This window comes from Paenibacillus stellifer, from assembly GCF_000758685.1.
Taxonomy (GTDB): domain Bacteria; phylum Bacillota; class Bacilli; order Paenibacillales; family Paenibacillaceae; genus Paenibacillus_AQ; species Paenibacillus_AQ stellifer.
In genome coordinates, this window is sequence record NZ_CP009286.1 from 4055289 (window position 1) to 4072843 (window position 17555).

At 54.7% G+C, this 17555-nt stretch carries 18 protein-coding genes; 2 read left to right on the forward strand and 16 right to left on the reverse strand.

Going from position 1 to position 17555, the window contains the following annotated elements:
• Positions 1–62 precede the first annotated feature (62 nt).
• The 3 genes from PSTEL_RS18775 to PSTEL_RS18785 form a co-directional block, all read right to left on the reverse strand.
• Positions 63–449, reverse strand: a complete 387-nt coding sequence (locus PSTEL_RS18775) for a DUF3397 domain-containing protein (RefSeq protein WP_038697677.1) — start codon at positions 447–449, stop codon at positions 63–65.
• A gap of 16 nt (positions 450–465) precedes the next feature.
• A complete protein-coding gene (locus PSTEL_RS18780; RefSeq protein ID WP_038697679.1) occupies positions 466–1413 on the reverse strand; it encodes a ketopantoate reductase family protein in 948 nt (315 codons plus the stop codon).
• 121 nt (positions 1414–1534) lie between these two features.
• Positions 1535–2179 (reverse strand): RsfA family transcriptional regulator, encoded by a 645-nt coding sequence (locus PSTEL_RS18785; RefSeq protein WP_038697681.1) that lies wholly within the window; start codon positions 2177–2179, stop codon positions 1535–1537.
• 403 nt (positions 2180–2582) lie between these two features.
• On the opposite strand from PSTEL_RS18785, the gene PSTEL_RS18790 reads away from it, so the two are divergent.
• A complete protein-coding gene (locus tag PSTEL_RS18790; protein ID WP_052098682.1) occupies positions 2583–3767 on the forward strand; it encodes a coiled-coil domain-containing protein in 1185 nt (394 codons plus the stop codon).
• Between the two features lie 4 nt (positions 3768–3771).
• On the opposite strand, the gene PSTEL_RS18795 is transcribed toward PSTEL_RS18790, so the two are convergent.
• Both PSTEL_RS18795 and PSTEL_RS18800 read right to left on the reverse strand, forming a co-directional pair.
• Positions 3772–4998 carry a sugar ABC transporter substrate-binding protein gene (locus PSTEL_RS18795; RefSeq protein ID WP_038697683.1) on the reverse strand — a complete coding sequence of 409 codons (1227 nt, stop codon included), beginning with the start codon at positions 4996–4998 and terminating at the stop codon, positions 3772–3774.
• A gap of 213 nt (positions 4999–5211) precedes the next feature.
• Entirely contained in the window at positions 5212–6543 is a 1332-nt protein-coding gene (locus PSTEL_RS18800) for a PhoH family protein (protein ID WP_038697685.1), read from the reverse strand.
• A 104-nt stretch (positions 6544–6647) separates the two neighbouring features.
• Between PSTEL_RS18800 and PSTEL_RS18805 the strand changes: the two genes are divergently transcribed.
• Positions 6648–7217 carry a YhcN/YlaJ family sporulation lipoprotein gene (locus PSTEL_RS18805; RefSeq protein WP_038697687.1) on the forward strand — a complete coding sequence of 190 codons (570 nt, stop codon included), beginning with the start codon at positions 6648–6650 and terminating at the stop codon, positions 7215–7217.
• 123 nt (positions 7218–7340) lie between these two features.
• Here the strand turns inward: PSTEL_RS18805 and PSTEL_RS18810 are convergent, their stop codons facing one another.
• The 11 genes from PSTEL_RS18810 to PSTEL_RS18865 all read right to left on the reverse strand — a co-directional run bounded on the left by PSTEL_RS18810 (position 7341) and on the right by PSTEL_RS18865 (position 17423).
• Positions 7341–7793: a pyridoxamine 5'-phosphate oxidase family protein gene (locus PSTEL_RS18810; protein ID WP_038697689.1), complete on the reverse strand. Its 453-nt coding sequence runs from the start codon at positions 7791–7793 to the stop codon at positions 7341–7343.
• Between the two features lie 94 nt (positions 7794–7887).
• Positions 7888–8973, reverse strand: coding sequence for an LCP family protein (locus tag PSTEL_RS18815; protein ID WP_038697691.1), 1086 nt, complete (start codon positions 8971–8973; stop codon positions 7888–7890).
• A gap of 226 nt (positions 8974–9199) precedes the next feature.
• A complete protein-coding gene (gene typA / locus PSTEL_RS18820; RefSeq protein ID WP_038697693.1) occupies positions 9200–11041 on the reverse strand; it encodes a translational GTPase TypA in 1842 nt (613 codons plus the stop codon).
• Between the two features lie 161 nt (positions 11042–11202).
• Entirely contained in the window at positions 11203–11709 is a 507-nt protein-coding gene (locus PSTEL_RS18825; RefSeq protein WP_038697695.1) for a hypothetical protein, read from the reverse strand.
• A 250-nt stretch (positions 11710–11959) separates the two neighbouring features.
• Positions 11960–12619, reverse strand: a complete 660-nt coding sequence (locus PSTEL_RS18835; RefSeq protein ID WP_038697699.1) for a TerC family protein — start codon at positions 12617–12619, stop codon at positions 11960–11962.
• 80 nt (positions 12620–12699) lie between these two features.
• Positions 12700–13977, reverse strand: coding sequence for a tRNA uracil 4-sulfurtransferase ThiI (gene thiI, locus PSTEL_RS18840; protein WP_052098683.1), 1278 nt, complete (start codon positions 13975–13977; stop codon positions 12700–12702).
• 1 nt (position 13978) lies between these two features.
• Positions 13979–15130, reverse strand: a complete 1152-nt coding sequence (locus PSTEL_RS18845; RefSeq protein WP_038697701.1) for a cysteine desulfurase family protein — start codon at positions 15128–15130, stop codon at positions 13979–13981.
• Between the two features lie 95 nt (positions 15131–15225).
• Complete coding sequence (locus PSTEL_RS18850) at positions 15226–15927, reverse strand: lytic transglycosylase domain-containing protein (protein WP_038697703.1); 702 nt, start codon at positions 15925–15927, stop codon at positions 15226–15228.
• A gap of 208 nt (positions 15928–16135) precedes the next feature.
• Complete coding sequence (locus tag PSTEL_RS18855; RefSeq protein ID WP_038697705.1) at positions 16136–16519, reverse strand: hypothetical protein; 384 nt, start codon at positions 16517–16519, stop codon at positions 16136–16138.
• 9 nt (positions 16520–16528) lie between these two features.
• Positions 16529–16753, reverse strand: coding sequence for a DUF1540 domain-containing protein (locus PSTEL_RS18860; protein ID WP_038697708.1), 225 nt, complete (start codon positions 16751–16753; stop codon positions 16529–16531).
• A 172-nt stretch (positions 16754–16925) separates the two neighbouring features.
• On the reverse strand, positions 16926–17423 hold the full coding sequence (locus PSTEL_RS18865) for a YpuI family protein (protein ID WP_038697710.1): 498 nt from the start codon (positions 17421–17423) through the stop codon (positions 16926–16928).
• Positions 17424–17555 lie beyond the last annotated feature (132 nt).

Consider the following 17555-nt stretch of genomic DNA (forward strand, 5'->3'; position numbering starts at 1 on the left):
TCAATTTTTTTTAAAATTTTTAAAGTTATGTGACAAAAGCCGATTATTGACGTCAGACAACCTTACATTTTCTGTAGGATATATTTGACCATACCCACCACCATGAAGAGCACATAGCCCGACGACATCACGACAAAACCGAGTCTCCATACGGCCCGAAGCAGTCTTTTGCCATCCAATCTACCCTTTAGCCTGTTCTGTGCGCCTCCAATGAAGCCTGCGGCCAAAAGGACGAACAGAAGAAAGAGATAGAACCCAAACCCTGAGTGAAAAAGATTGTTAAACAGTGCCGATACTGAAAACAGCAGAAATACAGTAGTTACGTCCATAGCCAGCAGCAGCGCCCGTCTCTTGTCCATTCCGGACAGGGCGGCGATGAAATAGACAAGCACAAAAGGCAGCACGGGCATAACGCTCAACACAATCAGCGAATTGCGGAGCCATTCCAAGCGGCTTCACCTCTCCTTATACGATCATGCCCTCTATGATCCGGATTATTCCTCTGTGCAGAGGAACATCAACGCCGGTTCGCCGCGCAAGCTCGGCCAGGGCTCCGTTTATCCACCTGATTTCGGTCTCCCTTGAGGCCAGCACATCAGCCAGCATAGAGGAACGGTTGCCGGAGGTAGCCCGGCATACATTCAATATATCGTCCCACAAGCTGTCCTCCCGGTATATCCCTGCCGCATCGCAGACCGCTGCCGCTTCATCGTAAAGTTCTCTCATTAGGTCTATCCGTGCAGCGGATGCCAGCAGCTCTCCGTTCGATACGCGCCAGATGGCGGTCAGCGGGTTGATGACGGCGTTGATCATCAGCTTCCGAAAGATCATGGTTTCCACTTGATTCGACACTGATGCCGAAAATCCTGCCGTTTCTAGCCGGGCAGCCAGAAGGGATTCGGGACTAAGACTTCCTCCCCCGCCCTCTCCCCATCGTCCAATGTAGGTGTGGCCCTTTCCAGCATGAATCACCCGGACCCCGGATTCCCGCTTCGCTCCTTCCGTTGTAACACCGGCATACAAAGAAGCCGCCGGCAGCAGCGACTGAAGCATCTCCAGATGCCCCCATCCGTTCTGAAGGCACAGAATATTCATCGTTATGTCCCGCAGCGGCATCAGCAGATCCGGCAATTCACTGTGCAGCACCGTCTGTTTGACGGCAAGCAGCAGCCAGTCGCCCGGCGATTTCAACCATTCTGCGGCAAAAAGAGGCGCGGGTGCCGCGCTCATTGCTTCGCCTTTCAGATGCGCTTGGACCTCGCCCGCCACATTACATACAGTCAAGCCGCTTTCCGCGAGCGAGGCCGCCTGATCTTCGGTTCTGCACCACAGCCGGACCTCGCAGCCGGAATTCATCAGCATTCCTGCCAGCAGAAGACCTAGCGATCCGGCGCCTATAATATCGATTTTCACGTTTGTCTGTCACCATCCGCAGTTTTGCTTCTAGTATAAATGCCATTAATGCAAAAGAAAATCCCGTTCTCAGACATGTCCCCATGCCTTGAAAACGGGATTCTCTGTTTGATCCAATAAGTCAATCGATCCGCTCCAGATTGCCGTTGGCGTCCATCTTGAACCGATTCTTGATTTCTTCCTCTTCCTCGCTCAAAAAAGCCAATCGTCGCGCCCGATCCATGATTTGGATCAGCGCCTTATAGTCGTCGTTCACGACCCGGTAATCACTCTGAGCCGTATTGACTTCCTTGGACAGCCTTTCGTTCTCGGCTCGCAGCTCGGCCAGCTCTTCTTCCTTCTCCCGAAGATCGCGCTCCAGCATTTTGAGCTGACGGCCCGCTTCCTGATAGGTCCCCTTCCATTGGCGCAGAAAGCGGATTACTGCATCGATGGATAATGAATTCTGGGCTTCTTCATGGACAAAAGCCTCTTCTCCGTCGCCTGCGGTGAAGCCCGCTACCTGTGCGCCGCGCGACGCACCCTGCTTTTTCAGATAATTCCGCTTCTGGCGCTGCCCTTTGGCAATCGCAATGGCTTCCTCATAGCTTTTGCGGACACAACTGTTCCAGCGGAACCCGCAGGCTGCCGAAGTTCTGCCGATCTTCTCCCCGACTTCCTCAAAAGCTGCCAGTTGGGTACTGCCTTCCCTGATGTGGCGCAGCGTTACCTCTGCCAGTACCAAATCGTCTTCTTCGCTCCAGGCATCTTGTCTAATGGCTGTCATAAAGCCAAACCTCCTAGTGACATCTTGAAATAACCCTTTTCACAACCGGCTGCGTCAGCCGGCGGATTTATTGGGATAAAAGCTGTTTACTCCATTTCTATGCCTCTCATAGAGTTCATAGAATCTATTTGATACTCTTTTGTATTTCCATTTTGACTGCATGACATACACCGATTGATGAAATAAAAGCGATTTCATTTCCAGCCGTATCCTGTCAATCAACCTTTTCACAAATCGGAAGAAAATACCTATTTTATAGCCGAATTCGTTTACTCCCTTTTGGGTGGCGGGTATAATGAATGAGAGGCAAGCATATAAGGCTGATGGTAAGCTGGGCGCTTATCGTCGGCCTTATATTTTTGAAAGGCTGTACATATGATGGATTAATCGGGCGGTTCTTAAGATGACATGCCCGGATTGGAGGCGAAGAACGCTGCATACCTATAAGAAGCTGAAACCGCTGCTTCTGCTTCCATTATGCTTCCTGCTGCTGATTCCTCCGGCTTCGCGGTCCCTGGCCGGTTCCGCTGGCCCGTCTGCGACTCCGTCGGCGGCAACCGCCCCCTCCTCGCCTTCATCGTTGTCCGCTTTTCCGGACACTGAGGAGACGCGCAGACTGATGCAGCAGACACTGTCCAAGACGGAGATTCAGAAAGAAATCGACCGGATCTCCGCCGAGCAGAGCAAGCTGGCAGAGAAATCCGCCGATCTGAGAAAGCAGGCCGACCGGAAGCAAGCCGACATCGAGGACAAGAGAAAGCGGGCCGGGGCTGTTGTCCGCGCCTATTATACCGGGGACCGCGAGCCATGGATTACGGCCTTTCTGTCCGCGGACACGCTGAGTTCATGGTTCGTGCTGCTGGACTATTATGAGATCATAATGGGACGCGACAAAGAGATTCTTGCGGATTATGAGAAGGATTACCGGGATTTGCAGCGGACGCTTGCGGCCGCTGACCGCTCCTATCAGGAACTGGACGGACTTAAGAAATCACTTGAGGAGCAGAAGAATCGCGTGGATGCCCTGAACAGGGAAATCGAAGGCGGAATCAACGAAAGCGAAGATCCAAGCGGCATGGCCTCGCTGCTGGAGGAATTTACGATATATTGGCAGAATGTCGGCCTTCATGAAATCAAGACCTACTTCAAGGCTTTGTCCAAGGCGATGGATAAGCTGCCGGAATTCGTGGAAGGCCGGGACGATATCTTGACCCGCAAAGGAATGAAGTACGAGCTTAACCTGAAGCAGGAGGACCTGAATACCTTCCTCCGCAGCCAGAATGACATGTTCAATCAATTCGGATTCACCTTCAAGAACGATCAGGTGCTCGTCTCCGGAACTAACGGCGATCTCTCCATGACCCTTACGGGCCACTACTCTGTGCAGGATGAGCCGGTTAACGGGATCATGTTCCATGTTGACAGCATCATCTTTAACGGACTCCAGCTCCCGGACACAACATGCCGGGAGCTGGAGAAGGAGTTCGATCTGGGGTTCTACCCGTCTCAATTCATTTCCCTCCTGAAGACAACAGAGGTCAGCAGCCGAGACGGTGTGCTTCATGTAGAGCTCGCCATTAAGTTCTAATGGGTTACTTCGCGGCCGAGCTTACCGCTGCCAGGAAGCCCGGCGCATCCAGCTTGCCGGTCAGAAGTTCCCTGGCGGCGGTTACCATGGTCGTCCACGCCGGCTTCGGTTCGTCCGCCTGCGCCTTCTCTTTCAGCAGCGCTTCGGGATCGAAGGGAAGACTTGCCGCGACGCCCGGCTCATTCTGGTACGGTTCAGAAGCCGCCGGCAGCATGCCGGTGCTCTGAAGCCAGTCGGTCTGCGCCTCCGGCGAGGTCAGATAATAGAGCCAATCGGCTGCAGCTTCGGGGTTGTGCGATTGGGCGGACAATGCGAAGCTGCGGCTGAGCAGCGACTGAGGCTCTGCTCCCTCAGCTCCCCAGGGAGTCTCCACCGTCAGCCCCTCTTCGCTCCCCGCATGCTCTCGCCAGACGGAATATGGAATGACCGCAGCGCCGATACGCCCTTGCTTGAGCATCTCCCACACAATTTCCTCCTGACCGCCGCTGGAATAGATCGAAGCGCGGTTCTTCTGCACCCATTCCAGCGCCTTGCGGGCCGCCGGATACAGCGGACTGCCCATACTTTCCAGCAGCGCGGATAAGCCATAAGGATTATTTTTGTCTAAAGCCAGCACATATTTACCGCTTGCCGGTTTCATCACTTGAAGCAGACTGTCCCACTCTTCCACCGATCCCGGTACGTGATCCATCCCGAGGCTTTTTAACACCTGAGTCTCGTAGACGAAGACATAAGGATCGACGTCAAGCGGTACGCCCCACGTATAGCCGTTCCACTGCAAAAGGGGGAGAAGCGGCGTCAGCGGCGTTCCCCCGGGGGAATTCTGATAGGCGTCTGCGGGAAGCAGATAGCCGCCTTGCGCAAGCTCCCGGATCTGCCCGGCATCCGTCATGACAATATCAGGCATGGTGCCTACCGTAAGTTCGTGAATCAGGGTTTCGCTATTTGGGTGCGGCCCCATATTTTCGAGCGTAACCGACACTCCTTTGGAGAGCGCATAACGATCGCTGATCCGCTGCAGTTCCGAGAAGCCGTTATCGTCCAGCGCCACCGCCACGCGTAGGGCCACAGGGTCCCCCGTCTGCCGGAGGGAGGAGGTCCGGGAGGGGGATTGATTATCGCTTTGGGGAAGCGGGTTATTGCTTTCACTCAGGTCCACAGAAGGCGACAAGCTGGTTAGTGCCAGCAGCAGAATCGCGAACAGCAGACCATAATTTTTGCGTTTCAGCATGTTCTCCTCCTTGTCCGTTAACCAAAACCGTCTTCCCCATTTTACCAGTCCGGCGGCTTTTTGTCTGCGCTTCTGATAACGCTTTCTTCTATTATATAGGGTAATATCCTTTAGCGGCGATGGGCATAAAATAGGCCGGGAGAACATTCTCCCGGCCTAACCTATAATCTTCCTGAGCTCCTCCAACATCTGAGCGCGAAACGCGAAACCGCCTTAGAGCAGATCCGCCGCCAGCTGGGCCAGGCGGGAACGTTCGCCTTTTTCGAGAGTAATATGTCCGCTGATGCCTTGTTGTTTGAATTTCTCAACGATATAGCTGAGCCCGTTGCTCGCGGCGTCGAGGTAGGGATGGTCGATCTGTTCGGGGTCGCCCATCAAGATAACCTTGCTGCCCTCGCCCGCCCGCGATACGATGGTCTTCACTTCATGACGCGACAGGTTCTGCGCTTCATCGATTATGATGAACTGTGACGGAATGGAACGGCCGCGAATATAAGTCAGCGCCTCGACCTGAATGCTTCCGAGGCCCATCAAAATTTTATCGATGTCGCCCGCTTTTTTCGTATCGAACAGAAATTCCAGATTATCGTATATCGGCTGCATCCAGGGCCGGAGCTTCTCGTCTTTCTCGCCGGGAAGGTATCCGATGTCTTTCCCCATGGGAACGACTGGCCGTGCAATCAGCAGCTTCTTGTATTTATGCTCATCCTCCACCTTGAACAGTCCTGCGGCCAGCGCCAGCAGCGTCTTGCCGGTCCCGGCTTTGCCTGTGATGGTGACAAGCGGAATATCGTCGCTAAGCAGCAGCTCCAGCGCCATCCGCTGTTGGGCGTTGCGCGCGCTGATTCCCCATACCGGATCGTTGCCGAGGTAGAGCGGCTCCAGGCGGGTGCCGTCGGCAGTTACCTTGAGCAGCGCTGATTTGCCTGTACCAATCTCATCCTTCAGAATGATGAATTCATGAGGATAGAGCGGATAGGACAGCTGCAGCTGCTTGACGGCAAGCGACCGGTTGCTGTAATACTCGTCGATCAAGGCGGGATGAACCGGCAGCGTCTGATAACCGGCATACAGCTCGTTCAGATCGGCCGTCCGGTCGGATAAATAATCCTCAGGCGTTATGCCCAGCACATCCGCTTTAATCCGGACAAGCACGTCCTTGCTGACAAGGACGACCGGCCGGGGCTCCGGCTTCTCGTTCTCCTCCTGCAAATAGTTCAGCGCAACAGCCAAAATCCGGTTGTCGGTGGATACCTCGCCGAACATTTCCTGAACCCGGACAAAGCTGCGATGGTTCAGCTCGACCTTCAGCGTCCCTCCATGCTCCAGCGTCACGCCGCTGTGCAGATGTCCCCGTTCCCGGAGACCGTCCAGCAGGCGGGAGACTGTGCGGGCATTACGTCCGATTTCATCGGCGTTACGCTTCTTGGAATCGATCTCTTCAAGCACTACGGCGGGAATAATCACTTCATTCTCCTTAAACGAAAAAATCGAATTGGGGTCGTGAAGCAGTACATTGGTATCCAGTACAAAGATCTTTTTCATGGTATCCCCTCCACAGCGCCTGGTTTGTCATAGGATACATAACTCTTTTCGCCACTGGAAAAGCTAAAGCCAGTACTTATCTTGAACGAAAGGAGCAAGCACCCATGAGAAAATCAATATGTCTGTTGCTGGTCCTTTTGCTGCTGCTGACAAGCTGCGGTATGGTCAAAAAAGAGTCATCACCCTCTCCTCAGGATAAACGGCCTGCGGTAAACGCGGCGCGTTACGGGAACAATGGTGTTCGTCCGCTTACCGAAAACGGAACGGCGGGTTATGAGCCTTACGCCGCCGACGGTACAGGGGTCGTCACCCGGAGCGACGTGGAACTGAAAGATCATCTGGAACAGCTCGCCCTGCGGGTTCCCGGCGTGAAGGGAGCGCATTGTGTCGTGCTCGGCAAGAATGCCGTGGTCGGCATCGATGTCGACGGGTCCTTAAGCCGCTCAAGAGTCGGAACGATCAAATACTCCGTGGCCGAAGCCCTTCGCAAGGACCCTGCTGCCGTCAACTCGATGGTTACCGCCGATATGGACATTTCCGCACGGATTGCCGAGCTTGGCAAGCATGTGAGACAGGGCCACCCGGTCTCCGGCTTCTCCGCCGAAATGGCCGATATTATCGGACGGATCATTCCGCAGCTGCCGGACGATACGACACCACGGGGCCAGCAGTAAGATGTTTATCGGCTGACAGGCCGCCGCAATAAAGAAGAGGATCAAAATTTACAAGAAATCGGGTCTTGCGCCCTGAAGTCAATTCAGCTGATGCGAAGCCAAAAAAAGCCCAGTGAATATTCACTAGGCTTTTTGCATGGCGGAAAATACTTGCCCATCCAGCTTCTCTGCCGCGCGCACGTCATACACTTTGGTATACGTCGGGGCGGACTCCAGTTGGGCACCGTAAAACAGTGCGTTTCGAACCGCGGAAATTTCCACATCGAAACAGCACATTTCAAAAGGAACGCCCGGAAGCGGATCGCTCTTCACGACACTCCGGCCGTTAATGGCATAGATCGAATGGTCTCCAAAAACCGTAAGCGTCACAAGAGGATTCTCTTTCATGTTGCGAACGAGCCGAGAACGGTGATCGATGGCCAGCCGCAGCGTGAACGCGTCCACTGCATATACCCATGATATGGCAGAGGAGGTTGGGCCTCCGCTCTCCGCATCAACGGTGTTCAGCAGGACGAAGGTTTCATTTTGCAGCATCTTCAGAAGGGAATCGGTAAGCCCAGCGGCAGATTCGGACATTGTGCAGCCCCCTTATGTCGCATCTCTTTAAGCTAATCTTATTTATATTATAGCATAGGCTTAAACTTGCATTCAATTTGGTGGAACGGCTGCCTTAAGGTGCAGGTGAGGCCGGAGCTGCTCCAGCCAGACGGTCACTCAGGCTCATCTTGGCCACCTCAAGCTCCTTATCGTTAATATATACATAAGGGCTTCGCCAGGTGCCGGTTACGGGTACAAACTCCACATTGTTCTTCGACATCTGCCAATAGGTAGAGATCATGTTCTTGATCTGTTCCTTCTCGATGTCGGTCTTCATATTGTCATCGAGGGCGTCCAGGACACCGCCAATTCTCACGACACCGCCAAGAGATTGCATCTTGTCCATCAGAGCATGCAGCACCTCGTTCTGTCTGCGGTTGCGGTCAAAATCGTCGGAAGCCTTCGTCTTCGGGCTGCAGTTGGATTTGCGGTAGCGGACATAATCAAGCGCCTTATCGCCATCCAGTGTCTGCTCGCCCTGTTTCAGATTAATATTCGTTCCGTCGGCGTTGTCTTTATAGCACATATTGTAGCTCACATTGACATCGACGCCGCCAAGCTTGTCCACCGCTTTGCGGAAGCCATCGAAATTCAGCACGGTTACATAGTCGATAGGCACACCCAGATATTTGCCCATCATCGTCTTCATTTCATTCTCGGCTGAAATACCCGAGGTATCTTCCTTGCCTCGAAAGCGGGTATAGAACTCATTGATTTTGGTCCGCTTGTAGCCGTCGAGTTCAACATATGTATCACGGGGCAGCGAGACAACCGTCGCCGATTGGGTTGAAGGATTCAATGCCACGACCATGATAACATCCGTCAAATAGGACTTGTGCTTCTCCCGATAATCCGTGCCGAGCAGCAGCACCGTCAGCGGTTTGACCTTGGCGGAGTTCTCCGCCGCCACAGGCTTGTCGACGCCCGTATTCAGCAGTCCATTGTCAAGCTTGTAGTACAGGTATAAAAAGTAGCCAACCACAACGAGCGCCACAAGCAGCGCGCCGATCAGCACCATTCTTCCCAAGCGGGCCATGAAGCCCCGCTTCTTCTTCTTTTTTGCCTGGGGCTTTGGCCTGGAGACCGGCCCCGGAGCTCTTTTGCCGCCGCTTCCCTGTCCTCTGGACCGGGGAGGCAGACCGTCTTTATTTGTATTCATATTGATTCAAAGTCCTTTTCTTCGTCTTTGGATATTCGGCACCGCCGTCAATAATCAGACGTAAATTCCGCCCAAAAGTTGCGATCATCACTCAGTGTCGCCCCGTTCTTACTGCCTCCAGCAGATGGTTTTGCAGCCACGGAGCATGGCCTCTTCAGAGCATGGCCTCTTCAAAGCAAAAGCCGCCGGATGGATGATATCCCGGCGGCTGATTTACGTGCTGCAATTACATATTGGCTTCGGCCATTTTGCGATGCTTCTCGGCACGTTCGCGTTCGCTCTTGTTCAGAATCTTCTTGCGAAGACGTACAGATTTCGGCGTGATTTCGCAGTATTCGTCATCATTCAGGTACTCCAGAGCCGCTTCCAGCGAGAAGAGGCGAGGCGTCTTCATCTTGACCGTCTCGTCCTTCGTAGCCGAACGGACGTTGGTGAGAGCCTTCTCCTTGCAGATGTTAACGACGATATCGTTGTCGCGCGTATGCTCGCCGACGATCATGCCCTCATAGATTTCCGTACCCGGCTCGAGGAACAGAATGCCTCGATCTTCCACGCCCATCATGCCGTAGAAGGTGGAGACGCCGGTCTCGGTCGAGACGAGCACGCCCTGATGGCGTCCGCCAACCTGTCCGCCGATCAGCGGCGCATAGCTGTCGAATGCGTGGTTCATAACGCCGTAGCCGCGTGTCAGCGTCAGGAAATGCGTATTGTAGCCGATCAGACCGCGTGCAGGAATCAGGAATTCCAGACGAACCTGGCCGGTTCCGTGATTGATCATGTTCACCATTTCGGCCTTGCGGGTTCCCAAGCTCTCCATTACGGCGCCCATGCTATCTTCCGGCACGTCGATAAGCAGCCGTTCAAGCGGCTCCATCTTCGCGCCGTCGATTTCCTTAACGATAACCTCAGGCTTGGAAACTTGAAGCTCATAGCCTTCACGGCGCATATTCTCGATTAAAATCCCGAGATGCAGCTCACCGCGTCCCGATACGATGAAGGCGTCGGGGCTGTCCGTTTCCACCACGCGAAGGGATACGTCTGTCTCCAGCTCCTTGAACAGGCGCTCACGCAGCTTGCGGGAGGTGACCCATTTGCCTTCCTTGCCGGCGAAAGGCGAGTTGTTGACGAGGAACGTCATCTGCATGGTCGGCTCGTCAATCTTCAGAACCGGCAGCGCCTCCGGATTCGCCGGGTCGGCGATCGTCTCGCCGATATTGATGTCCTTGATGCCCGCGATAGCGACGATGTCGCCGGCGCCGGCTTCCTCGGTCTCTACTCGCTTCAGGCCCTGGAAGCCGAACAGCTTCTCGATGCGCGCGGTCTTGTGCTTGCCGTCGCGCTGAATGACTGTAATCGATTGTCCCGCGCGGATGATGCCGCGGTTCACACGGCCGATGGCGATCCGGCCCAGATACTCGTTATAGTCCATCAGGGTAACAAGGAATTGGAGAGGTTCTTCAACGCTCTCCGTCGGAGCCGGGATATGATCGACAATGGTCTCGTACAGAGCCAGCATGTTGTCGTCCTGCTTCTCCGGGTCAAGACTCGAAGTGCCGTTAAGAGCGGAAGCGTACACAACCGGGAATTCCAACTGCTCGTCGCTTGCTTCCAGCTCGATGAACAGGTCCAGCACCTCGTCGATCACTTCAGCCGGACGGGCGGCCGGACGGTCGATCTTGTTGACGACGACGATCGGCGTCAAATTCTGCTCCAGCGCTTTGCGAAGCACGAATTTCGTCTGCGGCATGCAGCCTTCATAGGCGTCGACGACGAGAAGAACGCCGTCTACCATCTTCATGATCCGTTCCACTTCACCGCCGAAGTCGGCGTGTCCGGGCGTATCCACGATGTTGATCAGAAAGTCTTTATAGGTAATGGCCGTATTCTTGGCCAGAATCGTAATGCCGCGTTCCCGCTCCAAATCATTGGAGTCCATGGCTCGTTCCTGTACGGTCTCATGCTCGCGGAAAATCCCCGATTGCTGCAGCAACTGGTCGACTAGCGTCGTTTTGCCGTGGTCGACGTGGGCGATAATCGCGATATTGCGAATCTGTTCTCTTGAATGCATGATTTGTATCCAAATCCTTTCATTTATCGAATAAAGAAAATTTGAAACAGGGGCAACGGTTCCACAAAAGAAGCGCCGGACTTTCATCCCGACGCTTCAACAATATGATTAATTGTAGCTTGAAAGCAGTGTGAAAAGCAAGTCTTTTCATGAAAAAACAATTACCAGCCTCTGCGATAACGCCCTCGACGTCCGCCCCGTCCGAGCATCAGCCAAATACCCGCCACAATCAGCACCGCTCCGACGATATAGATGAATCCCGAACCCAGTACGCCAAGGAACATCAGCAGAAGGCTCACAATGCCCAGAACGGCCGATCCGACAGTTAGTCCGCCGCTGCGCGGAGAAGCGTACAGGCTGTATTCGTAGAGGCCGACCGCTATGCCGAGCAGAAGCACCGGCCACAGGTACGCCATCATCCACCATCCGAAGGTATTGCACAGCCCGAAGAGCAGCCCATAGACGGTCATGATCCCGGCGGGAATGAGCGCTGCCGGCGAGAGGCGTCTGCCAAAGACAAACACATGCAGAATCAGTCCGGGGATCAAGAGGAGCAGCGGCCAGAGCGCACGTCCCAGAAACCCGAAGACGCCCAGCTTGCCCAGCAAAATAAATAAACCGGCGCAGATGATGAACAGACCCAGCTTCATGTCGTTTTTGGAAGACATCGGTATCATCCCTTCAACAAAATCTAAATGGCAGCTTATCCTGAAACATCGGACGCCTTCGGCTCTGCCAACATATTTCTTATTCTATCCGAAAAAGACGAAAAACGCCATCTTCCGCATCCTTCAGCTGGAATCCGGACAGACAGGCAGCTGGATACAATAGATTGGCGGCATTGGGTGAAAATGCAAAGAGACAGGCGCGCTGATACTGCCTGTCTCTCAGCATTAGGTCTTCACATTGACAATTCGCCTATCCCGCTTTCGGCGTATGGCGCTTGATTCCTCCGGCTGCCACGACGGCAATGCCGAGCGCAACCGGAAGCACGGTGTGGATTCCGGGCAGAAGCACCGAGAGCAGGGAACCGAACTTGGCATCCTGCAGAAGCATGTCTCCCGCTGTATAAGCCAGAATATAGGAGCCGATATAAATCAGCACCGGAAACCGATGCAGCCAGCCGACGATCAGTCCGCTGCCCCAGACGACAATGGGGATGCTAAGCCCAATTCCGATAATCACCAGCGCCAGATCGCCCTTCGCCAGTCCGGCAATCGCAAGCACATTGTCCAGGCTCATGATGAAATCAGCGGTCAGAATCGTCCGGATCGCCTTCCACACCGTCGCGGCTTCGTTGACGCGATGCACATCCTCTTCCTCCAGAAGCAGCTTGAAGGAGATCCACAGAAGCAGAAGGCCTCCCCCTGCCTGGATGTAAGGGATTTTGAGCAGCAGCACGGCAACCAGCGTCAGCACGATGCGCAGCAGCACGGCTCCGGCCGAGCCCCACCAGACTGCCTTCCGGCGATGGTGGTCCGGCAGATTTTTGCTGGCCATTGCAATGACCATCGCGTTGTCTCCGCTCAGTACGAGGTTGACCATCAAAATCTCGCCGAGCAGCCAAATCGATTCCATTTGACACCCCTCCCGAACCTGCATATATCCACTTGTATGCGTGGTTCGGGCAAGCTATGCTTCTTGTCCCTTCAGTTGTCTTAAAACCATTCTTCCTGCTGAACCGCCGCTTCCTCTTCATCCGCCGGGCGTTCGTTACCGTGCGGAGTGAGATCAACCGTCACGGTCTGGGCGACTGCCTCGTCAAGCCGCTGGGCATAGCCCGGAAGCGTCGCTTCAATCCGCTCGACAATACGCAAATTCGGATTCGTCGTGGGCGACCGCGGAACGAACAGCGTGCAGCAGTCTTCATATGGTAGAATCGACAGCTCATAAGTGCCGATGGTCTGCGCCAGCTCCGTTATTTCTCCCTTGTCCATCATGACAAGAGGACGAAGAATCGGCAGATCAGTCGCCCGGCCGATCACGTTCATGCTGGACAGCGTCTGGCTCGCAACCTGGCCTAGGCTATCGCCTGTTACAATCGCCAGCGCTCCTTCGCGCTCGGCCAGCATCGTCGCAATTCGCAGCATCGACCTGCGCATCAGCGTGATCATCAGGTTGTCCTGCCCGATCCCGGCAAAGGATGTCTGAATCTCCGTGAAGGGAACGAGATGCAGCCGAATTCGGCCGCTGTATCCTGACAGCACTCTGGCAAGATCGACAACCTTCTGCCGCGCTTCCCGGCTCGTATACGGGTAACTGAAAAAGTGGATGCATTCCACTTCAAGCCCCCGCCGCATGGAGGACCAGGCGGCCACCGGACTGTCGATGCCCCCGGACAGCAGCAGCATCGCCTTGCCGTTCGTACCGAGCGGGAAGCCGCCTGCAGCCTGAATGTTGTCGCAGAATAAATAAGTGCCGTTCTCCCGAACCTCGACCCGCAGCTCCAACTCGGGCTCACGGACATCGACCGTCAGCGCGGGAAAGGCTTTCAGCAGCGGCCCCGACACGAGACGGTTCATCTCCTGGGAGCCATAAGGGAAGTCCTTCCATACCCGTCTGGCATTGACCTTGAACGTGGTGCCGGGAGCCGGAGCGATGGCTTCCATAAAGCGGAGACTATTCGTCACGATATCTTCAAGCTCGGAGCGGGCAACCTTCACCGGGCTGATCGACGCAATGCCGAACACTTTCGCTAGCGTCGCAATGAGCGGCTCCGCCGGTTCGCCTCCCAGTTCGACATAGATCCGGCCGTATTCCGTGATCAGCTTCGCGCCCGGATACAGCCTGACCCGCTCCTTTACTTGCCGCAGCATCGTCTTCTCGAACCGGCTGCGGTTCTTGCCTTTCAGTGTGAATTCGCCGAATCGCAGCAGCAGCATGTCCGCGTATTCCGTACCGCCCTTCAAGCCTTTGGCGGAATCTGTCTGTCTCATGTTACCGCATGCCTCCTTCAGCTATCTTCAATGCCAGCACCGCCTTAACAATGGCGGTCTCCAGTGCGGCAACATCGCTCTCCGTGTGTCCGTCGCCGAGACTGATCCGGATGCCGCCAAGCGCGGCGGCTTCATCTCTTCCCATGGCAAGCAGCACACGGCTTGGCTCCGCCGTTCGGGAGGAACAGGCGGAACGGGTGGATACCAGCATGCCGAGCTGTTCCAGCTGGCGCGCCAGCACCTCTCCCTTCATGCCCGGGTAGGAGAAATGCACGATATGGGGCGCGCCCGCTTCCGTGCTGTTCACTACAAGCTCCGGAATCCCACGCAGGAATGACAGCAGGCGATCCCGCAGCGGCAGCAGCCGGCCCGCCAGCTCCCTCTGCCGCTCCGAAGCGAGCCGCACCGCTTTGGCGCCCGCCACAATTGCGGGCAAATTCTCGGTTCCGGCGCGCATGCCGTTCTCGTGAGAGCCTCCGCTGATGAGCGGGAACAGCCGGACGCCTTCCCTGACATACAGGAGGCCGACACCGCGCGGCCCCCGGATTTTATGCGGGGACAGGCTGTACAGATCCGCTCCGAAGTCTCGGGGGCCGCCGGGAAGCTTCCCGAAGCCCTGAACGCCGTCCACATGGAAGAGCGTCCGCGGATTCGCCTCTTTAACGGCGCGAGCGATATCGCGCTGCGGCTGCACGGACCCGGTCTCGTTATTGACGTGCATGACGCTGACAAGCACCGTATCTTTACGCACGGCGGCCGCAATATCCCAAGGATCGATACCGCCGTCCGGCTTCGGCTTCACGAAGTCAACCTCCCAGCCCATTTCCCGCAGCTGGAGGCAGCTCTCATAGACGGAGGGATGCTCCAGCTCCGTCGTTACGATATGCCTGCCCCTGCCTGAATACTGAAGCGCGGCACCTTTGATAGCCAGATTGTTGCTCTCCGTCGCGCCCGAAGTGAATGTTATTTCTTCCGTGCGAACGCCCAGCGCGGAAGCGCATACTTCTCGTGCGCGTCTGATCAGCGCTGCGGCATCGGCTCCGGCCCGGTGAAGCGAGGAGGGATTGGCGTAATGCAGCTGCATCAGCTGCTCCACCGTCCGCACAACCTCTTCATACGGAGGCGCAGCAGCGGCATAATCCCAGTAAATCATATGGGCTAACTCCTTCTCTGACCATAAATTGAAAGGATCAAACGGTGCCTACTGCCGCTCATGCGGCAGAGTTACGGACCGTTTGACCCTTTATATTATAGCGCGTATTTGCTTCGCGCGCGTTCAATTTTGGCGATATAGTCCTGCGTCTCTTTCGGAAGCTCGTCCAGCCTCTGCAATAGCTCCGCGTCCGAGTTGACGCCTAGCTTCAGCACGCGGCCCGGTCCGGCGTTATAGGCGGCAAGCGCCATGTTCACCTGTCCGTCAAACCGCTTCAGCTGATAGGACAAATAACGAGTGCCTCCGTCAATGCTCTGTGCGGGATCGAATGGGTCCGAAACCCCTAGTCCCTGAGCCGTTCCGTCCATGAGCTGCATAAGTCCCTTGGCCCCGGCGGAAGAGACAACATTCGGATTAAACGATGATTCCGTATCGATAACCGCTTTGATCAGATCTGCCGGTACACCGTATTTGGCGCTCGCAGCCTGAATGAGATCTTCGTAATTGGTCGGCTTGCTCTCTGTGCCTAGCCCTGCTATTTCCCCGGAAATAGAATCAACTGCACCACCGAGATTTTGCCACAGTAGACCGTCCTCGGTATAAGATGCCGTGCTCTGAGAGGACATATTTTCCGAGGCTCTTTTGGCCGATGCATCATCAAGGATGGTCTGGAACCTCGAATCTCCTGTTGATTGTTTATCTTCAACCGACGCGGCTCCCGAAGCACTAGAAGAGTTCTTCAGATTAATCCATTTCAGCTGCTCGATCCGGCCGGTTACGGCGGGGTTGATATTCATGCTGCCGCATACCCTCTTTCCTGGTTTCATTCTGTTACTTAATCTATCGGCAGAAGAGCCGGAATAATTAAGGATTTCGTTATTTTACCAGGAAGCGGCTTCCTTTGCACGGAACGTTTCGCATTCAAGCTCAAGGCTTAGACTATTAGCAAAAAACCTTCAGATCCGTATTACCGGACCTGAAGGTCTTCTTCCTGCTTGGCCTGTGTCAGCGGGCAAAAGGAATCATCACAAAATAGCTGAGTACAGCGACAATGCCCAGCCCAAGCCCCCAGGCTCCTGCCGTTTTGCGGCCGTTGTTGTAGGCATAATAACCCAGCACGGCGGCAAGCGGTCCAAGAATGATGGGCCAGATGAAGAGGGATGCAAGCCCAAGACCTACAGCGGCATAGCCGACCGACTTGTATGCATCATCGTTGTCGGCAGCTCCCTGCACTTCCGGCGAACGGTCTCGAACCGGCACCGGACTGACCTCAGCGGCGTATTCCTCCCGGTGCTCGGGCGATTTGCGAGGATAATCAGTCCGGGGACGGATCATAATTTTTTTGCGTCTGGACCGGACAGGCTCAGTGCCTCTCTGTTCATTGTCCATGGCGGCCTCCTAAGCTTTTGGCTTAAAGGTCAGACAGCAGGTTGCAGAGGAATTGTTGGCGACATCGCGATGATCCGAGAAGGTCATCTCTTCGGCATACTCTTCTTTGATGCGGTTTCCGGAATGCTTGTCGATTTCGATGATGATGGATTCGGCGCGGCACACATTGCTTTCTCCCCAATAATTACAGTTGCTTACGCTGCAGTTGACTACCGTTCTCGCGGTATTGGTCATTAATGATCACCTCGGAATCATTATGTCCCTGCCAAGACGTCGATATTCGATGTTCGGACAGCCAAAAGAAGCCACAGACGGTAATACGGGAGTCGGCTTTCATTGCGGCGTTTATGCTTTCTGATATTATAAAAAAGCTTCCGGCGCTCGCATGGCGCCGGAAGCCTCTTGTCTACACTTGGTTCTGCATTCGCTTTTCCGTCAAATAATCATTTTCGTAATAGGTAAGCTCGTCGCGAAGATCTTCATACACCTTCGTAATATCCAGCACAATGCTGCGCGCCGCCTGAACCGGCTTCTTGCGGAAGCGGATCGCGTCTTGCCCGGTGTAGGCGTAACGGCCGTCCTCGGAATAGCTTTCATTCTTGGGGTAGAAGAAGTTGTTCACGCCATAGTGATACACGTTGTACAATGCCTTTTGTGCAAAATCCTCGTCGAAATTGGCGCGGCGGAGCGCTACGCCCAGCTTCTCGTACGACATTTCGGAGAAGACCAGCAAATGACGCAAGTCAGACAGAAAGCCCTCATAGTAGCGGGTCGTTTCTTCATCCTGCCCGCCCTCGGCAAGCTGCGGCATTGCGTTATGGTTAAGGAACAATTCCAGTTTTTCGATGGCAATTTTCAGTTTTTCTCTTGTGGATTCGCACAGTTTTTGAACATTGGCTGACATGGCGGCCCATCCCCCTTAGAATTCCTTGGCGTCGTGTTACAAAATTACTTGCAAATTAATCGTTTTCATGTCTATCCTATCACAAATTTTGCCTTGGCGGTATCCTTTTTACGCATGTATAAATCTGGCGGG

Excerpts from the sequence above, each read along its gene's own strand:
- PSTEL_RS18785 (WP_038697681.1), bottom strand. The coding sequence starts at position 2,179 with ATGACAGCCATTAGACAAGATGCCTGGAGCGAAGAAGACGATTTGGTA.
- PSTEL_RS18790 (WP_052098682.1), top strand. The coding sequence starts at position 2,583 with ATGACATGCCCGGATTGGAGGCGAAGAACGCTGCATACCTATAAGAAG.
- PSTEL_RS18795 (WP_038697683.1), bottom strand. The coding sequence starts at position 4,998 with ATGCTGAAACGCAAAAATTATGGTCTGCTGTTCGCGATTCTGCTGCTG.
- PSTEL_RS18800 (WP_038697685.1), bottom strand. The coding sequence starts at position 6,543 with ATGAAAAAGATCTTTGTACTGGATACCAATGTACTGCTTCACGACCCC.
- PSTEL_RS18805 (WP_038697687.1), top strand. The coding sequence starts at position 6,648 with ATGAGAAAATCAATATGTCTGTTGCTGGTCCTTTTGCTGCTGCTGACA.
- PSTEL_RS18810 (WP_038697689.1), bottom strand. The coding sequence starts at position 7,793 with ATGTCCGAATCTGCCGCTGGGCTTACCGATTCCCTTCTGAAGATGCTG.
- PSTEL_RS18815 (WP_038697691.1), bottom strand. The coding sequence starts at position 8,973 with ATGAATACAAATAAAGACGGTCTGCCTCCCCGGTCCAGAGGACAGGGA.
- typA (WP_038697693.1), bottom strand. The coding sequence starts at position 11,041 with ATGCATTCAAGAGAACAGATTCGCAATATCGCGATTATCGCCCACGTC.
- PSTEL_RS18825 (WP_038697695.1), bottom strand. The coding sequence starts at position 11,709 with ATGTCTTCCAAAAACGACATGAAGCTGGGTCTGTTCATCATCTGCGCC.
- PSTEL_RS18835 (WP_038697699.1), bottom strand. The coding sequence starts at position 12,619 with ATGGAATCGATTTGGCTGCTCGGCGAGATTTTGATGGTCAACCTCGTA.
- thiI (WP_052098683.1), bottom strand. The coding sequence starts at position 13,977 with ATGAGACAGACAGATTCCGCCAAAGGCTTGAAGGGCGGTACGGAATAC.
- PSTEL_RS18845 (WP_038697701.1), bottom strand. The coding sequence starts at position 15,130 with ATGATTTACTGGGATTATGCCGCTGCTGCGCCTCCGTATGAAGAGGTT.
- PSTEL_RS18850 (WP_038697703.1), bottom strand. The coding sequence starts at position 15,927 with ATGAATATCAACCCCGCCGTAACCGGCCGGATCGAGCAGCTGAAATGG.
- PSTEL_RS18855 (WP_038697705.1), bottom strand. The coding sequence starts at position 16,519 with ATGGACAATGAACAGAGAGGCACTGAGCCTGTCCGGTCCAGACGCAAA.
- PSTEL_RS18860 (WP_038697708.1), bottom strand. The coding sequence starts at position 16,753 with ATGACCAATACCGCGAGAACGGTAGTCAACTGCAGCGTAAGCAACTGT.
- PSTEL_RS18865 (WP_038697710.1), bottom strand. The coding sequence starts at position 17,423 with ATGTCAGCCAATGTTCAAAAACTGTGCGAATCCACAAGAGAAAAACTG.